Annotated in this window: 17 protein-coding genes and 1 pseudogene; 9 read left to right on the plus strand and 9 right to left on the minus strand. The window is 44.5% G+C overall.

Annotated features, from left to right (window positions below; all coding sequences use genetic code 11):
- Window positions 1-24 precede the first annotated feature (24 nt).
- Window positions 25-510: a hypothetical protein gene (locus KO531_RS03085; RefSeq protein ID WP_198572832.1), complete on the plus strand. Its 486-nt coding sequence runs from the start codon at window positions 25-27 to the stop codon at window positions 508-510.
- A 77-nt stretch (window positions 511-587) separates the two neighbouring features.
- Window positions 588-913 (plus strand): annotated as a pseudogene (locus tag KO531_RS03090) (transposase); the annotation flags it as partial.
- 123 nt (window positions 914-1,036) lie between these two features.
- Here KO531_RS03090 and KO531_RS03095 read toward each other — a convergent pair.
- The gene (locus tag KO531_RS03095) at window positions 1,037-3,451 is read right to left on the minus strand and encodes a TonB-dependent receptor (protein WP_198572833.1); all 2,415 of its coding nucleotides are present in this window, start codon (window positions 3,449-3,451) and stop codon (window positions 1,037-1,039) included.
- Window positions 3,452-3,609: 158 nt separating this feature from the next.
- Between KO531_RS03095 and KO531_RS03100 the strand changes: the two genes are divergently transcribed.
- Window positions 3,610-4,014 carry a GNAT family N-acetyltransferase gene (locus tag KO531_RS03100; protein WP_198572834.1) on the plus strand — a complete coding sequence of 135 codons (405 nt, stop codon included), beginning with the start codon at window positions 3,610-3,612 and terminating at the stop codon, window positions 4,012-4,014.
- Window positions 4,015-4,052: 38 nt separating this feature from the next.
- Here the strand turns inward: KO531_RS03100 and KO531_RS03105 are convergent, their stop codons facing one another.
- Both KO531_RS03105 and KO531_RS03110 read right to left on the minus strand, forming a co-directional pair.
- Complete coding sequence (locus KO531_RS03105) at window positions 4,053-4,403, minus strand: hypothetical protein (protein ID WP_198572835.1); 351 nt, start codon at window positions 4,401-4,403, stop codon at window positions 4,053-4,055.
- 80 nt (window positions 4,404-4,483) lie between these two features.
- Window positions 4,484-5,026 (minus strand): GNAT family N-acetyltransferase, encoded by a 543-nt coding sequence (locus KO531_RS03110; protein WP_168824844.1) that lies wholly within the window; start codon window positions 5,024-5,026, stop codon window positions 4,484-4,486.
- Between the two features lie 168 nt (window positions 5,027-5,194).
- Here KO531_RS03110 and KO531_RS03115 point away from each other — a divergent pair, with 168 nt between their 5' ends.
- On the plus strand, window positions 5,195-6,211 hold the full coding sequence (locus KO531_RS03115; RefSeq protein WP_168824842.1) for a GGDEF domain-containing protein: 1,017 nt from the start codon (window positions 5,195-5,197) through the stop codon (window positions 6,209-6,211).
- A 36-nt stretch (window positions 6,212-6,247) separates the two neighbouring features.
- On the opposite strand, the gene KO531_RS03120 is transcribed toward KO531_RS03115, so the two are convergent.
- Window positions 6,248-6,478: a hypothetical protein gene (locus KO531_RS03120; protein ID WP_028759411.1), complete on the minus strand. Its 231-nt coding sequence runs from the start codon at window positions 6,476-6,478 to the stop codon at window positions 6,248-6,250.
- 71 nt (window positions 6,479-6,549) lie between these two features.
- Here KO531_RS03120 and KO531_RS03125 point away from each other — a divergent pair, with 71 nt between their 5' ends.
- Window positions 6,550-6,966, plus strand: a complete 417-nt coding sequence (locus tag KO531_RS03125) for an META domain-containing protein (RefSeq protein ID WP_113939802.1) — start codon at window positions 6,550-6,552, stop codon at window positions 6,964-6,966.
- A gap of 72 nt (window positions 6,967-7,038) precedes the next feature.
- Here KO531_RS03125 and KO531_RS03130 read toward each other — a convergent pair whose 3' ends face one another.
- Both KO531_RS03130 and KO531_RS03135 read right to left on the minus strand, forming a co-directional pair.
- Window positions 7,039-8,373: a dicarboxylate/amino acid:cation symporter gene (locus KO531_RS03130; protein WP_219250354.1), complete on the minus strand. Its 1,335-nt coding sequence runs from the start codon at window positions 8,371-8,373 to the stop codon at window positions 7,039-7,041.
- A gap of 209 nt (window positions 8,374-8,582) precedes the next feature.
- The gene (locus KO531_RS03135) at window positions 8,583-8,879 is read right to left on the minus strand and encodes a hypothetical protein (protein ID WP_168825074.1); all 297 of its coding nucleotides are present in this window, start codon (window positions 8,877-8,879) and stop codon (window positions 8,583-8,585) included.
- A 213-nt stretch (window positions 8,880-9,092) separates the two neighbouring features.
- Between KO531_RS03135 and KO531_RS03140 the strand changes: the two genes are divergently transcribed.
- A complete protein-coding gene (locus tag KO531_RS03140; RefSeq protein ID WP_219250355.1) occupies window positions 9,093-9,536 on the plus strand; it encodes a GNAT family N-acetyltransferase in 444 nt (147 codons plus the stop codon).
- Window positions 9,537-9,663: 127 nt separating this feature from the next.
- Here the strand turns inward: KO531_RS03140 and KO531_RS03145 are convergent, their stop codons facing one another.
- Complete coding sequence (locus KO531_RS03145; protein ID WP_219250356.1) at window positions 9,664-10,959, minus strand: aromatic amino acid transport family protein; 1,296 nt, start codon at window positions 10,957-10,959, stop codon at window positions 9,664-9,666.
- 451 nt (window positions 10,960-11,410) lie between these two features.
- Complete coding sequence (locus KO531_RS03150; protein WP_219250357.1) at window positions 11,411-13,975, minus strand: acylase; 2,565 nt, start codon at window positions 13,973-13,975, stop codon at window positions 11,411-11,413.
- A 258-nt stretch (window positions 13,976-14,233) separates the two neighbouring features.
- On the opposite strand from KO531_RS03150, the gene yjjX reads away from it, so the two are divergent.
- From yjjX to KO531_RS03165, 3 genes are all read left to right on the plus strand, one after another.
- Window positions 14,234-14,797: an inosine/xanthosine triphosphatase gene (gene yjjX / locus KO531_RS03155; protein WP_219250358.1), complete on the plus strand. Its 564-nt coding sequence runs from the start codon at window positions 14,234-14,236 to the stop codon at window positions 14,795-14,797.
- Window position 14,798: 1 nt separating this feature from the next.
- Entirely contained in the window at window positions 14,799-15,848 is a 1,050-nt protein-coding gene (locus tag KO531_RS03160) for a bifunctional helix-turn-helix transcriptional regulator/GNAT family N-acetyltransferase (RefSeq protein WP_219250359.1), read from the plus strand.
- Between the two features lie 241 nt (window positions 15,849-16,089).
- Window positions 16,090-18,552, plus strand: a complete 2,463-nt coding sequence (locus tag KO531_RS03165; protein ID WP_219250360.1) for an ankyrin repeat domain-containing protein — start codon at window positions 16,090-16,092, stop codon at window positions 18,550-18,552.
- Between the two features lie 118 nt (window positions 18,553-18,670).
- Here the strand turns inward: KO531_RS03165 and KO531_RS03170 are convergent, their stop codons facing one another.
- On the minus strand, window positions 18,671-19,873 hold the full coding sequence (locus KO531_RS03170) for a serine hydrolase domain-containing protein (RefSeq protein ID WP_219250361.1): 1,203 nt from the start codon (window positions 19,871-19,873) through the stop codon (window positions 18,671-18,673).
- Between the last annotated feature and the right edge of the window lie 291 nt (window positions 19,874-20,164).

A 20,164-nucleotide genomic window follows, 5' to 3' on the forward strand; every position in this document is an offset into this window, starting at 1 on the left:
AGACCATTAGAGTGCACAGACCCCATGACCGATAACGCCATCTTATTACAGCAACTTCAATCTTGTGCATGGGCAGCCAACGTAGGTCTGCCAGAGGAAACAGCAAAGACATACGGTACATTAGAGGAGATCGCCGCTTTTCTTGAATCCGATCCTGAAGCCTTTTTTGAAACACCTTACGAAATCCAATATGAAAGCCTGTGTGTAACTGATCATGACTTGGCAAATTCGTTAAAAACAAAGGCAGTAGTAAATGATGTACATGCTTGGATTTCTGACAGCGAAGTCGATGAAATTTCTAAGTCAGCTTACCTCTCCACTTGGAAAATTATTCCCGTTGCAGAAATATGCGCGCTGACATCCGATGACGCTAATACGCTCGCAACACTGCTCCTAGCTGACGTTAAACTTTCAGCCTTTACGAATGAACGCCTATCTTGGTATCTCTGTGGAAGAATACCCTTTGGTTATATTGGTACTTATCCAAACGGACAATGGCTCATTCTGTAGCCTTATACGCTAGCACCTTTAATTTTTCTGACTTCATCTAGGGTCTATTGAGCTTTCGAGGATGATTTTTAGGCAGCATGCCAATACTGATGCTACCCAATGCACGCTGGGAAACACTATTTAATTTAATGAAAAGCACAGGCCGTGTTTATGATAAACCTGAACATAGACAAACATTCGAAGGCATTCTTTACCACCTTCTAACAGGTATCCCTTGGCAAGATTTACCAAAAGAGTTGAGCCATTGGAGTACGGTCTTTAGACGGTTTTATTTATGGTCTAAAAAGACATTCAGGCCTATTTATTCAAAGCTTTAGCGAAAATGGCCGACACGGAATGGGTCTTTATTGATGGCTCGATAGTGCGGACTCACCAGCACAGTGCAGGTGCACTGAGTAATGAGTAATGAGTAATGAGAGTTACCCTATTGTTTAATTGGTAGTGGATACTTTTATCAAACGGGTAACTCTCATTTTTATCTATCGCCCATGAATATCAAATAATAACTAATGCACAGAGTATTAGTTTAGAAACGTACATTCATACCAACCCAGAAGTTACGGGCCTTATCTTTGTTATTGAAATCATCAACGTAAGATGCTGTGTATCCGTTTTGGCCATTATCGTCAGAGACACAAGTTGTGCTAGTGTCACTACATTCGGTGAAGACAATATCGTATGAAGTAAAATCTTTATCAAACAAGTTATTTACTCGCATGTTGAAGGTGACAAACTCACTCGCCTGATAAGAACCACCAAGATGGAACACGTTATAACCCTTATAGTAGAGTGCAGCATCATTAATGATATCCCAAGAGCGATAACGTTTAGCACGGTATTCTGAGGTCAAGAATACGTTAAATGAGTCGGTCAACTCCCATTTTAATGTCGCGTTTGCCATATGCTTGGCACTGTTGCCGAGTGGACGGCCTTGCTCTGCACCGCTTTTCTGCTCGCTATCTGTGTAGGTATAATTAGCATTTAACGTTAAGGCATCTAGAATTTCCCAACGTCCCGCGAGCTCAGCACCTTGAATAGTAACTTTATCTATGTTGACTGTTTTGCTACTGACTGCATAACCTAAATCAGCATATTCACCCGCATCGGAACATTCTATGCTCGTACCTTTACCACAGGGTTGTGAAGCAATCTTATCGTCAAAGTCATTTTTAAAGATAGTGGCGTTAAAATTATGGCCATCGGGATGAGACCAATACAGGGCGACTTCGCTGGACACACTGGTTTCAGCTTCGAGATCTGGGTTACCAAATTGCGGTGAGGTTCCTTGGCCACCAAAGCCAACGACACCATCATACAATTGTGTGGTTTTAGGTGTTTTAAAACCTGTGCTCACCCCACCTTTTACTGTCCACTCATTATTAATGGTGTAAACACCGTATAGACGTGGGCTGAGTTGGTTGCCAAATATTTCATGATCATCATGACGTAAACCCGCAGTAACAGATAAATCAGAAGTCATGCTCCATGTATCTTCAGCAAAAACAGACCACATATTATGTTCTTGTACTGCACCCGGCGTACCTTCTTCCATACCAAATACACCGTCTTTCAACTCACCACGAATCACCTGTGCGCCCGTCACTGCGACATGATTTCCAGCAGCTTCAAATGGAATATCGAGTTTCATATCAAGCGTATATTGATTACTTGCCATTTCGCGTTTAGGTCTAGGCAAGAAAGTGGATTCAGCAATCGCTTTACGTTCGGCTTCAGTCATGCCGGTGTAATCCCCTTTACCATCAATCATCTGCAGTAGTAATACTCGCTCAGCAGTGGTAAATGGCAGTGTGCGGCCATTATTTTGTGTGTCGACATAGGATAGTGACACAAAGCTTGTACCAAAATCCCAAGCACCTTCATGGGTTAACGCCCAAGCATCACGGGTAAATTTTTGAGTCTCGCTGTAACCCGCTCGTGGATTTGAGCGTCTTGCCCATTCACCACCACTGGCTAGACAAGCAGCCTCACGGGAACCTACGCCGCCTTTGCAGAAGTTACTGGCAATCCAGAGACTATCGATATTATCAACAGTACCAAGCGGATACTCTCGTTCACCGTTATCATTGATCAGTGGCGTATTATCATAATCTTGAGATGAGGAATCTAAATCAAACCAAATTTTGTGATGTTCATTTAGTGTCCAACTTAAACTCCCACCTAACATATGATTTTCGTTATCGACGGTTTTACCGCCACCACCAAAACCGAGTGAACGAGTGCGTACTTCTCCATTGGGATAATCTACTGGTGCATACTCTGGTGTAGACCCCATTCGATCATAAATACTGCCATGAATAGATAACCCAAGAACGCCTTTAATGAGGGGACCCATCACGCTGAAATCGGTAGTGATATCTTCGCCATAGGCATCATTGGTTTGATGAGTTCGGCTGTGAGTGATAGAGCCAGACCATTCGTCGCCCACTTTTTTAGTGATGATGTTCACCACACCACCTAGAGCATCTGCACCGTATAACGTTGATGCTGGCCCACGAATAACTTCAATTCGATCAATAGCATCAAGTGGTGGTACATGACCAAATTGATTGCCACCAAAACTGTTTGGATAAATATCACCATGGTTATTCTGACGCTTACCATCGACAAGGATTAAGGTATAGTCAGATCCCATACCGCGTAGACTGATGGTACCTTGCCCTGTTTTATCACGGGTTTCACCAATATCAACCCCTTCCAAGTCACGCACTGCATCTAGGAGAGTGGTATAAGGTTTTATCATCAAATCTTCTTGGGTGATAACAGAAATACTGGCAGGTGCATCAACCAATTTCTGTTCATATCCAGAGGCAGTAACAACCATAACTTCCATTTTTCTGTCGGGAGCCTCTTCGGCTTGGACAAAATTACCCGCAAATACAGCGGTAATGGCAACTGCCAAGCAAGTTTGACGAAATAACATAAACCTCTCCTGTTTAGTAAACTTAGTTTACAAATGTAACCCATAAATGATTTCGCGAATGATAATGATTAACATTAGTGAGATCAATCAAAAGTTGAATGCAACAGAAATAACATTTACGTTTATAAAGTAATCACATTCAAGAAAGAGTTTTTGACATGAACTTTGAAGTTATTAGTGAAGAAAATACCGCGATTGTGGATGCGCTGGTAGACGGCGTTCGGCAATATAATGCTGGGCTCTTAGGACCCGAGAAATCAGTACCTTTGACTGTCATTGCACGTGATGAAGCTGGCAAGTTGATTGGTGGTGTGAGTGGCCGGACTATCTATAAAAACTTCTTAATCAATGTTGTCTGGGTTGATGACCAAACCAGAGGCACTGGGCTTGGGCATAAACTGATGGCACTTGCCGAAGCTGAGGCGAAACAGCGGGGTTGCTTGGTAGCTCAAGTGGATACCTTATCGATTCAAGCACCTGTGTTTTATGAAAAACAAGGGTTTGAGATCATAGGCACTGTCACCACTGACCCTCAGCGCATCTTTCTGATGAAGAAGTATTGATCAAAAAAGCGATTGAGAAACGGACTGAATTAACACACTCAGCAATGATCGAAATGGGCATTTTGCATGCAGAGTAGACCGATCTGCTCTTGGGATAAAATGGCGCACTCCAACGCCTTTTTTGTATTCGCGCGGCTGACTTGCGCATCGCTCAGTTGCGTTATCGTCGCCGAATAGGCATTGATTCGGCCACAATCGAGCCAAATATCTCCCACTTGTACCCAATAATGTTGCAATGCACCTAAGTCAGATAAAAACTCGACTTCAAATCCCCTCGCCTCATACTCATAGTGAGCGCATTCAGATAAGACTAACCTCAAGCTGTCCCAAGCCGATAAATTGACCTTGGCATAAGTCGCTAATAATGACTCAACAAATTGTACATTCATGTATTTATCTCCGTTATTTAACCTGAACTCGGGTTATTTACACAGTAGAGATTGAATCCTTAATTTCTATCATCGAACAACTAAGCTTGGGTCTTTGCCGCCATTAAATAATAATCCCTTGCAGAAACGGTGAAAAAATCCACAACCTGCATGTGCGCTTTACCCGAGTGAGCGGCAAAGGAACGTTCATTATCTTCAGCAATAAAGGTCAACATATAGCTAAAATGCGGAGCAACTTGGCGACGAATTTCACGGACTAATGCCTCGAAAATCCCTTGCCCACGGTAGGCTTGCTGCACCCATATCGGCCCGTATTGGCAAGAATTGACCTTAGTTAATTTAGGTCCATCCCAATCGAGTTGCCCCAAACGATTCAACAAAGTGCGGTAAATGGGCCAATGTTCGAAAAATCCCCAACGGCCTGCAATCACGTAACCGACGATCTGCTGCTCAACCTGCGCCACCACGACCCAATGGTGCTGCACTAATTCGCTCAATTCACTGTGGGAAAAAGCTTGCCCTTGTAACCCCATACTGGCGGAAGCTAATTCATCATTAAGATGTTTTTTCTCTAGCATCGCTAATAAATCAACATCTTGAGGTAAGGCTAGTCTAATTTTCACAGTGTTCTCACAGCATTATTTCGGCTTTGGGCCCAATTTCAGCCCGCCAGTATACTCGGTTGGGTTAATAGGCACAGCAAGAACAAGGCAATATTTAGGGCTTTGATTTGCTAAATATCCTTTTATTTCCCAAACTTAATGGATATTTAGCCATAGTTAGGCGTTTGTATGTTGCCAGAAACCATTAATCCCAACTTGAGTTTACTTGATACCGATAATCAACAAGTGAATCTGACACGCTGGATGCACCAATGTGAGCTCATCAAAAGCTATTACAACGCCAACACGGTTTTCATATTCCAAAAAATCAGTGCAGGGTTTGAGATCATTGTCAGTTCAATCACTGAAACACCGCAATTTACCGCAGGCACTTTATATCCACCAGCACTCGAACTCTTCAAACAGATACAAAACAGCCAACCTGATGGTTTATATCAAAACCTCGGCAGCTTTATGTTAGAGGATTTACCAAGGGATTTTGATGGCATTCAGCACATTCTCTCGCGCCCTATCGCTTGGCCGGATGGTAGCCAATTTGGTGCCCTGTGTGTACTCAACCCGCATATAACAGAGCCACTGGTCAATGCCGCTATGCTCGAACCATTTCAGATTTTACTGCAACAGGAATTATCCCTTCTGTGTCAGAACCATAGAATTGAATCCCTTTCGATGCGCGATCAAGAAACGGGCATGCTCAACCATTACGGCTTCTTGATGATGGCGCCAAGACAGCTCAATTTAGGCCGCCGCTTTGGCGCCCATGCAGGTATCATCTTCTTTGAATTACTGAGCACGGATAACACACCAATACCACTCGAAAATAATCACCACAGACTGTTAGGCAAGTTAATCCAAGATACGATAAGAACCGCTGACGTTGCCGCCCATTACAACAGCACTCAATTTGTGGTACTTGCTTTTGTGGATGGTGAACGGGATGTTCTACATATTATGAAGCGGGTGGAAAAACAGCTAGAACAACAAAACCATCAGCTAAAACTCGATGTGAGTTACAGTTTTTTTACCCCAGAATCCAGCGCCAAACTTGCACCTATGATGGAACTAGCACGGGGTAAACTTGATTCAATGCGCCCACCTGTACCACAAGCCGCAGACACGCCAGTAGAACCCGCCATTGACTCAAGCTTATACGATAATCCCGCCGCAGATTCGGCAGAGCTTTGATTTAATGAAATTTAAGCTTAATTAGGCAGTACAAAATTACTTGGAATGCTCATCTTGGCGCTTCGCCCATTGTATAAACAGCACCACAGGATAGGGCGACATTAAGACCAACCCTAAACCAATCAGACTTGAGATCAATAACATGCCGCTTATCTCTAGACTCCATTGCGTCAACATATAAAACCCAAGTCCACAAACTAGCATCAATACACCTAACCAATGTAAAAACTTCAACAAATTCAGAGTACTTTTAAATGAGCCTGTCATATAAACCCCTTTAGATCTTACGAAAAACTTGTCACACTATGGCCATAATCATGGAAAAAGGAACCGCAACGATGTTAAAACAAACATTCATCTTAGGTGCATTACTCTTAGGCATCACCGCCTGCCAAAGTGCCGATATAGCCCCAAATGATACCATTCCATTAGAAGGCCGCTGGCACATTGAAATGGTCCAAGGCCAACCGACTATCGATTACAGCCCAGCGCAAATCACCTTTGAGGCCGAAGGTAAATTACATGGCAACAACAGCTGCAATAACTTTTTCGGTCAATATACTCAGCAAGGCGAAGAGCTTAAGCTATCTCCTGCCGGTAGCACAATGAAAGCCTGTGTGGATGCCCTAATGCAGCAAGAGCACAAAGTGATGCAAGCTATGCCATTAGTTACCAAAGCAAAATTAGTGCAAGGCCGACTTACCTTACTTAACAGCGACGACAAGCCAGTGTTAGTGTTAAGCCAAATGAAGTAACCATAAAACTTGTCAGCATAAAAAAACCGCCAATGGCGGTTTTTTAGTTAACGAACCAGCAATAAAAGGTCCCTATGCTTTGACACTCTTAGCCGCTGCAATTTCGAGGGCGATATTCTGTTCGGCTATTACGGCGCTTTGATCTATGTCGGCATTATAATGCGCCATATCCAGCTCATCTTCAGACTTTGCAATAACAGTCGTCGCCACTAAGTCACCGGAGACGTTTACCACAGTACGCACCATATCTAAAATACGGTCAATTCCCGCAATCAATGCCACCCCTTCTAAGGGAAGCCCTACGGTTGTAAGTACTAAAGTCAACATCACTAAACCCGCACCGGGCACTCCCGCAGTACCAATAGAGGCCAACGTCGCCGTTAAAATAATGGTGAGATAATCGACGACAGTCAGGTCGATACCAAACGCTTGTGCCACAAACAGCACTGTGACACCTTGGTATAACGCTGTGCCATCCATATTGATTGTGGTGCCTAGCGGTAACACGAAGCTAGAGATCTTCTTATGAACTCCCAAATTTTCACTCGCACACTTCATACTCACAGGAAGCGTGCCCGCAGAGCTCGACGTGGTAAACGCCACTAACATGGCATTGCTAATCCCTTTAAAAAACTGCAGCGGGCTTAACTTCGCAAATCCGCGCAGTAACAAACTATAGAATCCAATCACATGAATAATACAGCCAAGGTACACAGCAATAATGACTTTGATCAGTGGCCAGAGCATATCAATCCCATACTCCCCCGCTACCCAAGCCATTAGACCAAATACACCGTAGGGTGCGAGCTTCATCACCATGTCGGCCATTTTATACATGGCCTCAGCTAAACTTTCGAACACTTTAATTGCAGGTTTTCCATGCTCGCCAATCAGCACTAAGGCGATACCTAAAACAATCGCAAATACTATAACTTGCAAAATTTGCCCGCTTGCTAAAGCCGCAATAGGATTCGTCGGTACTATGTCGATCAAAGTATCGACTAAAGAAGGTATTTCTTTGGCAGTTTCAGCCGTGCCATCTGCCAATGACAAACCTAAACCTGCACCGGGTTGAAGAACATAACCGACAATCAAACCGATAGTGATCGCGATAGCCGTGGTAAAGAGATAAAACGCAAAAGATTTAAAACCAATACGCCCCATCTTGTTCGTATCTTGCATCGAAGTAACGCCCACAATCAGTGAGCAAAATACCAATGGCACAATCAGCATCTTAATGGAATTAACAAACAAGGTGCCTATCGGTTTTAAGTGAGTCGCTTGCTCGCCGAAGATGATGCCTACTAAAATACCTAGCACCATACCGATAACAATTTGCAGCCACAGCGGCACTGACATCCAGCGAGACCAAACACGGCCTAATGCTGACGACTTTTGTTTTGTCATATTGATAACCTTGAATTCGAAACTATGATGGGGCAAAGACCAAAACTAGCGCGCTAGTTTCTCAGTCTAAATGGGGCAATCGCCGAGTCTAGCAGAGGGGTTTTAATCGAGGGATGATCTGGGTCACGTTGAGCTAAACCGCCTTAAAATCAGTAATATTAACCAAACCAACTTTGTTAAATTGGCCGCTGAGATGTTAGTTTTCCTGCTTAAGCATCAAAATATTCTGTGATTTTTTTTGGTGCTATTTGCTGACGATAAAGCGACGCAGGCGGTTGCTCACGCTCAATCAAATAACTCCAATAATCTTCATCAAAACCACTGAAAATAAAGTCGGACTTACCGTTAGCTTTTAAGACCAACCACCACCAAACTAAACCCCATAAACCGAAGCTCAACAGCGTTAAAATAAAATGCAGAAGATGATTTATCTGTTCATCAGCAGCAATATCATAGACAGGTAAAATCTTAAGTTTATAGCGGCGAGTAGACTTAATAAATCCCATCATTAACTCACTTAGTTCAGCGAAAGGACACTAAAGATAAGCCTAGCAGATAAGACTTTAGTCGTACAAATATCCACAGTAATAAATAATATCAGTGCCTAACCTGCCACTGCCAAACTCGTTATCCCTTGTCGTTCCATGATAAAGTGAATCACAAAATGTTGTTTACTAAACAAGAGCGGTATTGCCAAATAACCGCCTAGGAGTTGTAGTATGTTGATTCGTAAAGCTAAGGCTCAAGACCTAATCGCTTTAGTGCAGTTTAATCAGGCCATGGCACAAGAAACAGAAGGCCTAGCCTTAGATGAAGCGACACTGACTCGAGGTGTGGGCACGCTACTTGAGAGCCCGCAAAAAGGGTTTTACCTGGTCGCTGAAATCGCAGGTGAGCTCGTCGGCTCACTCATGGTGACATTTGAATGGAGCGATTGGCGCGCCAAGGATTATTACTGGATCCAGAGTGTGTATATTCGCCCGCAAAATCGTCGCCAAGGCATTTATGGCAAGCTCTACAGTGAAGTCAAACAACTGGCCGAAGCCAATGGTGGCGCTGCCAGCTTCCGTTTATATGTAGAGCAAGAAAACCTCGCCGCCCAGCAGACCTATCAAGCATTAGGGATGAAGCAGAGTTACTACTTAATGTACGAAGAAAAATAAGTCCCTCAATTGCTTATTCGCAATAAAAAAGGATCGGGCCAATGGCACGATCCTTTTTTTACGAGTCACGATTCAGATTAAAAGCCTAACGCTAACTCCTCGTTAAGCTTCACTGCACTCGTAAAACTTAACGGAAGAAACCAAACAGAATCGCCGTCATCGCCAGTAAACCTGCAATGATCACGAAGATATTGCTGATACGGCCACGATACGCTTTTAACGCTGGCACTTTATACACGGCATACATAGGCATCAAGTACAGGATAGCCGCGATAATTGGGCCGCCTAATGCTTCAATCATGCCTAAGATACTTGGGTTGATCACAGCCACAGCCCAGATAGTGACAAACATAAAGCCTAGGATGAACTTGTTGATCTTAGCATCCGTGACTGATTTGCCGCTTGAGCGTAACTGCTTAACGATTACGCCTTTCATGCCTTCTGTTGCGCCCATGTAATGGCCGAAGAAAGAGGACACAATCGCGATAAAGGCGATTAACGGACCAAAGTAGCTCACAAAACCACTTGAATGCACGTTGGCTAGGTAAGACAGAATCGGTAGGTTCTGCGCTTTCGCTTCTGCCAATTGGGCTGGCGATAATGACAACACACAAGAGAACACAAACAACATCACAAAGCCCACTAACATCATGGAAGTATTACGTAAAATAACATCAGCTTTGCGAGAAGCATTCGCGCCATGGTCACGTTTCAATGACACAGAAAACTGTGAAATCGCTGGAGAATGGTTAAAGGCAAACACTAAAACTGGAATCGTTAACCAAACTGTGCCTAAAAATGCACCCGCTTCTGGTACGACGAGTAAAGCATCCATTTTCCATTCAGGGATCAGGTAGATAGACATAAAGGCCAAAATACCCACCAGCGGATACACCAGCAATTGTGTCACTTTGAGCATGAATTTCTCACCTGCGACCATTACAGCCATCATACCGAGGATCAATACACCCGATAGAATGAAGCGTGGTGGCGATGCCATGCCTAACTGATTGACGATAAAGCTATCAACCGTGTTGGTAATACCCACACCGTAAATTAATACAATCGGGTAGATAGCAAAGAAATACAGTACGGTAATGGCTTTACCCGCGCCAACACCAAAATGCTCTTCAACTACTTGAGTAATGTCGCTACCTGGAATGCTTGATGAACAAACAAAACGAGATAAACCACGGTGGGCAAGATAGGTCATAGGACCGATGATCACTGCCATTAACACAAGAGGCCAAAAGCCGCCCATGCCCGCATTGATAGGTAAAAATAAAATTCCAGCGCCAACGGCAGTGCCGAACAAACTCAACATCCAAGTCGTGTCTTGGCGAGTCCAAGGTAAGTGTTTCGTTGAATCTAGATTCTGTGTGCTTTGAGGTGTTCCAAGAACACTGGTCGCATCTTTTTGCATATAAAAGTTACCTTACGGTGTGACTAGCATAATAAATTCGCGCTAAGGATAACCAAAAAAAGCCCATAAAAGTTGATCTGACACGGCTTTATGTAAGGGAATTTCATAATAAACTGATATTGAGATCTAGATCGCTGATTTAATGTAATAAGTTTTCAATACAGCATCAAAACATATACATAAAAAGCCACTTAAAAACACAAGGTATTCACCTCAAGCGAAATCCAGTGACATTGCATAAGCGCCGAGAAAAACAGCTAACCGGGCATATGTCACAAAAACCAACAAAACGAGACTAGCCGCCGCATACTCACACCTAAGGTAGATCGAGATCACAGTCGTTAATGTTAAATTTTTACAAATCGCTATCAGTCGCAAACACGCATAAAAAACGGCTCATCCAGATTCAACTCCGAAGTGAGCCGCTAACGATTAAAGCGCAAAATCTGACTTATGGTTTTTGTAGTGTCAGCTCAGTCGTCGACACTACAGCAGGTGCTATGTCAGCCTCTTTGAACAACAAAGGACGGAAGCTTTTAGCACTCGAGTACAAGATACTTTGATCAGCAAACGCAGGCGTTAAGATATTACTCGACTCAGAGTAAGTTAAAATCCCCCGCGCCACAGGCCCCTCATCGGTAAAGTTCACCGCCATCATCCAACTCGACCCGTAACGCACTTGGTATCCTTTCGCCGTTAAGCCAGAACTCATCGCCTTGCCAGTGACCACATCCATCACAGCAGCGTATTTGTGCTGCGGGATCAAAGTGTCATCACCCGACAAACTGGTTGAAAACACGTTGAATCCACCTTCAGCATTATGACTACCCGGCCAAGGTAAACGCGACCCGCTTGGCGTTCCATCTGGCAGCGATTTCTCCACAAATTGCACATCCCCCAATGGCGCATCTATGGCAAAGCCTGCGGCCTCAAGGTTAAGCGCACTGTGCGCCAAGGCCTTTAAGGCACTACCATCCGTAGTCAAGGTTTTAGGTGTCGTTGCCGCATTTGTGGGATCGAATCCTTGGGTCAACATAGTTGTTTGGCTGAATAGATGGGCAAATTCACGTAGTAAAGCACCACCTTTACTGTCGTTATCTTGCTTACCGTTCCACGCCTTTAATGCCGCACAAGCCGAAGAGACATCCTTAGATAAACTCGCCGACACCACCACAGGTGTACTGCCTTGGGCATCACACTGGGCAATCAAGTCAGGCAGCACTAACTCGGCGAGATAACTGCGATTCGACAGCACAGCCGCTTCGAGTTCTTCCAAGCTGAACTTGCCATCAGCCCCCGCGGCGTCCTGCATTAAACTCAAACCCATCCGTGTCCGCAGTGATAGCTGTCCAGCCTCTGCGCCGTACATAGGCGAGAAGTAAGTCAGTGGTTCATTCAAGTTAGTCGACCAAAAGGAGTCATTGGAGTTTTGCACAAAGTCGCTGCGCTCAAGCTTGGGCGCACGTTCATAGGGCGTAGGACCATCGAAGCTAAACAACGAAGTGTTACCGGGTAAAATCGTAAATCCGGCTTTTGCCTTAGCCGCTTTAATATCCGGTGAGGTTTTTAACAACACGACTGCAGATTCGGATAATCCTGGCACAGTTGAGTCGTCGATATAGAAAGCATTGCCCTCTTTATCGGCGTACATAGTGTTATTAAAGATGACACCATCGTAGTCCTTAAATGCCTGTTGGAACTCTTCTTTGTTCGTCGCCATGTTCATGGCTAACCAATGGTCAACAGGGTCCATAGTCCCCATATTGGCATCTTGGATCATAAAGGCACTGCCATCATCCCAACCAAAAGGCGCTAAAGCGGGAGGAGCTTCGACCATAGGGCCTTTGGCCGTAGTATAAATATCTTTCTCGGCGACCAGCATGCCCGCAGGACCTGCATTCACTAGAACCGATACCGTCTCTTTGGTGATCGGCATAGGTTTACCATCAAACAAATACTGCATCCGATCACCCGAGACTAACTCAAGGTTAAACATCACAAAATGCTCAGCGGTAGAGAAGGTATGAGTCCAAGCGAGATCTTTATTGAAACCAATATTAATCGGTCCAGGCATACCCACTAACGAGCCGCCCATCATATCTAAATGCCCTGGGATCGTAATATGGGATTGCCAAAAACGCAGGTTACCCGTATGCGGGAAATGCGGATTACCTAGCACCATGCCCTTACCATTTTCGGTTTTATCCTTGCCTAAACCCCAACCATTTGAACCTAAATCGCGGGGATTGGTTTCTGGTGTCGTGATACGAGCCGCGCGGGCAATCAACTTAGACTGCATATCGGCCACAAACGCAGTTTGGTCTTGGCTAGGCGCGGGCCCAACGATACGCGGCATGTATTCCTGTGCATCTCCTGGGTTAGCGTAAAAAATCAGATCGAGAAAGTTAGCTGCGCCCGGTAATAAGGCGATAGAAAACAAATAAGTCACCACATCTTCTGGCACTATGGGTTTCACCCAAGGCTGACCGCCACAGAAAGGTTCTGCCGTTTGTGTTCCCGCTTCGACATCAGCAAGATATTGGTTATAACCAGAGGCAAAACCTTGGATAAGTGCCCGAGAGTTTTCACTAAATTTCGGCCATTTTTCTTCGGCTTGCGCTCTGATCTTTAACGCTTTATAGGCAAAATCTGAGATAAGGTTACCGTTATCTTCCGCCGTAGGTTGACCCGTAGTGAAGTCAATCGACGCATGGGGACCAAAGTACATAGAACGCTGTGAGTTCGCCTTGATAAAACCATCGGCTAATACACATAAGTTGTCCTGTGCCTGCGCATAACCGCTACCAAAACCTAAACTTTCTAAGTTGTCGGCTTGGATATGCGGCACGCCATAGGTAGTACGGCGAATACTGGCTTTGAGTAAACCATTGGGGGCAAAAGTTTGCAGTTGAGTTTCAGGTTCGGTAGGCGTAGTGCTATCTTCGCTATCATTACAGCCGGTCAGTATTAAACCGCAGGCCATTCCCATAGCAATCACGAGTTTGTTGAATTTCATTATTATTATCTCTTGGTTTTGGTTCCTTCAATGACATAGCCTTACTGCCTATTCCAGCCCAAATTACTGAAGGAGCAATAGTTGCATGTCGCTTCCTAGTCCCTAAGGCTGGCTATTGCCTCCCCTACTGTTGGCTTTTTTACTGAGCTTCGCCGACGACTGTGGCAGAATAGAAAACCCAAACACTTAGACACCTCAGACCATTTAAGCAATGATTCAAACGAGCGTCCACATTAAAATCCAAAATAAATAACTTATATGCAACAAAACATTATTAAGATAAAAGTGGGTTCTAAAAACCCAGTAAAAATCAACGCGGCAACTAACGCCATGGCACAGCTGTTCCCTGAGAGCATCATAGAAGCCAGCAGTATGGATGCCCCTTCTGGTGTTGCGGCGCAGCCAATGACAGATCTCGACACTCGCCAAGGGGCGATCAATCGGGTGCGCTATTGTCAACAGCAGGACCCGCAAGAGACTAAAGCCGACTACTATTTTGCGATGGAAGGCGGTGTCGATTGTTTTGACTTTGGTCCTGCCACATTCGCCTATATCGCGATTGGCCATAAAGACCAGCTTGCCATTGGCCGCAGTGCGATTTTACCTTTACCAATGCAAGTTTATCGGGCATTAGAAGCGGGGGAAGAACTCGGGGATGTCATGGATAGATTGTTCAATACAATCAATATTAAGCAAAAAGGCGGTGCTATAGGTTTACTGACACACGGCCATGCGACCCGTGAAAGTAATTACACCCAGGCGATTATTCTCGCCATGGCGCCATTATTGAATCCTGATATTTACACAGTAGATTGTTGGTAATATGTTGCAAGAGGAATTAAAGCCCGCTAACTTAGTTGTGACATGCAACCAAACCTATTCGACTATGGCTCAAACAGACGCACCATTGGCTCAAGATCCCGCGAAGCCTGTGACTCAAACTAAGCAAACGACTGAGTCAGGCTCATCCGCCCAACTCAGGCATTTGTCTCGCTATCTGGTGAGAAATTTAGGTATGCTCAACGCCGCCTTTGGGGATTTACCCCTTTCGCCCGTGCAAGCCCATGCCCTGTTTGAGATAGGCAAGCAGCCCCTGACCATCAAAGAGCTTGCAAGCAAACTCAGCATAGATAAGTCCAATGCGAGCCGCGCTATCAAGCATTTGATCGATAAACATCTTGCCCAGAGTCAGGTGCACCCACGGGACAGTCGCTGCTTAGTTGTGCAACTGACACCTGCGGGTAAGAAATTACTCGTTAAATTGGATACTCAGCAGAATCAATTATTCCAAGGGATCTTAGCCCAACTGACTCCATTGCAAACTTCACAAATCGAAGAGGCCCTCGTGTTATATAACCAAGCCGTACATAACGCCAAGCAGCAAAGTAGTTGTCACATTCGCCAAGCCACAGCCCAAGATGATGCCGCAATTGCCAAAGTCATCCGCGATGTTTCGGCCGAATACGGCTTAACCGCGGATAAAGGCTATAGCGTGGCGGACCCGACCTTAGATTGCCTAAGCCAGATCTACTCCCAAGCGGGCGCCAACTATTGGATTATTGAATTAGAGGGCCGCATTCTAGGCGGCGCCGGTATTGCGCCTTTAGCTAACAATGATGGCGTCTGCGAACTGCAAAAAATGTACTTTATGCCAGAAATCCGCGGCAAAGGACTCGCAAAACGCGTAGCGTTAATGGCACTCGATTTCGCCCGCGAAACGGGTTATCAAAGCTGCTATTTAGAAACCACCGCTGTACTAAATGAAGCCGTAAAACTCTATGAGAAATTAGGCTTTGTACATCTGTCGGCTCCCCTAGGGAACACAGGCCACGACGCCTGCGAAATGCCGATGCTGCTAGATCTTAATCAATAGGATATGAAGCAGAATTCCAATCAAAGTAACAATGCCAAACATGTCATCATGCAACTTGTTTGGCATTATCAATTTGTATCACAAAATGTTATTCAAACAGGATCATTTTAATTATCAGTCTTAGGGCATAGTTTTTCTTAACTTAAATGCATTAATATATGGCAATTTTACCTCACTCAATTTTTAATAAATTGAAAGGCGTTTGATACCATTTTGTTAACGGCATTAAATAGGGAACATTATGCTCAGTTGGATTTTTAGTGATAAGAAACTCACACTTCGGGAAATATGCCTAGATAACACGCTTTCGACCTCGGCTAAAATAAAGAAAGTTGATCAATTTCTTGCCGATAGTGGAGATCTCAACTTTATTGATCTCAATGTTTCGCCCTGCAATATATTAGTTCCACTATCTTGCAGTCCTCAGTCCGATTTAGTGCTTATAAAATACTTGCTCAGCAAAGGCGCTAAAATTGAATGTAATGGTTTCAGTGCCTTGCATTCGGCTATTGAATATAACAACTCAGAACTCGTTACCCTATACCTAGACTCTAGTGCCAATCTTTACTTTCAAAATCAATATAGTAATTGCTGGCTCAACTATCTATTTCATCCTAATCCGCAATATATCTATCAAGACCATCAACGTAGAGACATGATCGACCTTCTACTTGCAGCTAACTTAGATATCAATAAACCGGTGAGCTTTTGGACTAATGGTGAATTAAATCACCCACTAGAAATATTATATGATGAACGCAATAAAGATCTGTTCCTGCATATCATTAATAAAGATATCCCATTAGACATTGGCAAATTAAGCCTAATTGAAAACATTATTTCTTCGAGCGAATTTTGGGGAGTAGAAACATTTTCTCCCTTAGTTAAACGCTTCCCTGCATTTAAAAAGTCACGCTATATTATGGCCAACGATAGCAGCTTCTGGGATGATGCTAATTTACTCGAACTATGCGTTTACGCTAAAGCGCAAGACTACACTGAATACCTGTTAGACCATTATCCGCAGCTCAAAGCCGATTCTCACGCCAAAAGTTTGGTCTATGCGGCATTGACCTCAGAATTTGACCTTAGGATTATCGAAAAACTGATTAAGGCCACCGTCGATATCAATCGCATCTATAGGATGACACCGCCTGATGCCGACCATTCACCCTTGCTCAACCAATATATTAATAATGCCCAATTTACCGATCCGAATAAACGGAGCTACATCTACCAAGCCCTTGAACTGTTGCTCAAATATGGCGCTAATCCAAATGCCGAATTTGTGAATACGGGTAAACCCTATGAGATGTTAGTCTGGTCGAATTTACGACTACTGGTTTATCCAATGGTCGAAAAGAAAACCTTTCTGCCCGAGTTTTTCGATCTGTTCCTGCAATATGGTATGGATATCAATAAAAAATTTGGGGCGGTGGATGAACCAACCTTACTCACTATCTGCCAGCGTGGTTCAGGGAAAGAAGATCAAGCAACACTTATCCAAGTGATGGAATATCTGCTCACCAAGGGGCTGGATTTAAGCCTCACCAATATCTACAACACTAACTATGTGTCTGCGGCGGCTATCTCCTGTCGAAGCCAACTACTTGAATGGCTCATTCACCAAGGCGGGGATATTTTTACCCATTGCGGTCACGATAACTCACCCATTCTACACAAGGCGATTTCGACCTACTGGTGGGATGAAATTACCGGCCCTATGCGGCGAAAAACCGTAGAACTCTTACTGCGCCATGGAGCAAAGTTAGAAGAATTCTCAGTAGATGAGCAATTTACGCCATTAATGTGCGCCAGTTACTACGGCGCACAGTCCTGCGTAGAAGCGCTGCTCGAACATGGCGCCAACCCCAATGCCATCAATGCCGAAGACACCACTCCTGCCCTTTGCGCTGTGATAGGTGGCAGTTCAATCGAGTTCCCCCGCTTTGAATCAACAGCTGTGCGGATCTTAAGACTTTTGCAGCAATATGGCGCCGACTTAACCGTGACCAATAGCTTAGGCAATAGCCCGCTAATAGCGGCTATTGAGCAAGAATATAAAGAGATCTTCGAAGCGCTGCTGCAGATAGCCTCCTACAGTGAAACTCAGCTTGAGCAAGCACTCAGCAAAGCCCTGCCGCAAAGCTATTTCCAGCGCCGCCTGCTACAAACACTGGGGCGCGAGATACCGCCAGCCCCCACAACCATAGCCCACAATCGCGCAATACCAGCAACAGCTTCGAGCAATGCCGATCCTATGACGGCCAATCCGCAAGCATCTGAGGTGAATGTGACACCTGCGCCCGTCAAGCAAACCAAATTAGAGGTGAGTAATGCGGCGGCAAATCGAGATCAAATCCCAACGCTATTCGATCTCAAAACCAAAGTGCAGAGCTTTTTTAAACTGATCGCCACCGATCCGACGATCACAGTTGAACAACTCAATTCGGTGAGAGTCCTTATTGATCAATTGATAGAAAAGCTCGACAACTTTAGCTTTTTCCGCAATCAAGCGACAAAGGCCGAATTTGAGGAAGGTGTTCAGGAATATATCGATGAAACCGTCGAAGAAATTAACGAAATTATCGAGGATGATTATCCAGCGCTTACCGAAGCCTTAGTCGATTCAGTTTGGACGATTTTGCAGTACTTTAGGGTTGAGATTGATATCGAGACCGCACTTAGAAAGCGCTTTTGGTAACGATTAGCACCTTAACTGCCAACGAGTACCAAGCATAAAGCCCTAACTTTGGGGCTTTATGCTTTCGAGACTCACACCATCTGACTTAGCCGCCTATTAGCCAACATAATGGAGAGACTTAAGGCTTAACATTAGACGTTTTAACAAGCAGTAACTGGCTACGAATGATTTGACGTATCTGATTATGCAGTTCAAATACTCGAGCGCGATCATTAAGATTTAGCGATAGATTTTCCAGCATCACCAGATCCAAATTAAATTCAGGATAATGAAGTGTCATCGACATATAGCCAGATAAATAGCCCGTATGACTGTATTCGACGAGACCATCGTCCTTATTGATCCTCACCCCATAGCCATAGCGCATATTCGGCCATAAGAATTGGATCTCGGTATACGCCGTTGTCATCCGTTGATAACTCTTTGCACTCATCAACTTGCCAGAGTGTAATAGATGCTGAAAGGCGGCATAAGCTGGCACTGAAGCAATCAATCCCCCGGCAGGTAACAAAGCTTCATCAAGCACTAAGTCAGCAGGGGCAATCACCTCGCTTTCCTGTAAACCTACGGCGAGTGAAGGCACTTTGGCGTGAATCGCCTCAATACTGCCAAGCTCAGCGCTCAAGCCATTAAGCTGGTATCGCGTTGCAAACTGCGCCACTTGCTCGGCAAAGGATTGGTGATTGACCTTCTCAAGCACTTGCCCTAAAAGTGAATAACCGAAGTTGGAGTATTCAAATTGGCTACCCGGCTCGAATCGATTAGCCTTACCCAGTTTATCGACACCCGATGTATGAGTCAGCAGTTGGTGCAGCGTAATCCGCGCGTCATAACGACTGGGATTTAAAGCGTTTGCACTTGAATTTGTACCCGCCACAGTGCCTTTTAGCGCCTTATTATTCCCTTCTGCATCACCAAAAAGATAATGATTAAGCGATAGGTTTAAGTCGAGTTTCCCCGCATCGAGTGCCTGCAATATCAAGGTTGCGGTGATTTGTTTAGAGAGCGATGCCATCACAAAGCGCGAATCTTGACTAATACCTTCGCCCTTTTGCAGTTCAAGCTGCGGCTTGCCCTGCTCAAGCAGGATAACACTGCCACTATATGGCTGCGGCGAATCCTTTATCGCGGTTTGGGTTAAGGTCTTAATCTCCGCCACCCTCGATACTGAAGATGCGGTTTGGCTTTCAACGGCAATCGAGTTACTGCCTTGCCCAATTTGCTCTTGTTCAGCACCTGTTTCTAATAACAGACCAAAACTATTGGCACTTAGGAATAATAAAAAACCAGTCAACAGGGTACTGATAACACTCAAACGCATGGGTTATCCTTAACGTAATTGGCCAATGGCCAGATTTGAAAGCGGCAAGCATATCACAAGTTTTTTTAGTGTTGCTGTGTTTGAAATTTGGAATGACAGTCTGGACTGAGCCTTTAAAAGTGAATGGAGTTGACCAGTACAGACTGATAACTAGGAGGCGACTTTATGCTTTTCAAACTTCGTTTGATTGTTTTTAAATGCAAAGTCATTCACAAATATTGACACCCACTCGGCACCTATCCTTAAAGCGATCTCAATCACTATTCACTTGAACGTAAGCCGAAAGCAGAT

The sequence above is a fragment of the Shewanella sp. NKUCC06_TVS genome (assembly GCF_019345515.1).
GTDB lineage: Bacteria > Pseudomonadota > Gammaproteobacteria > Enterobacterales > Shewanellaceae > Shewanella > Shewanella oncorhynchi.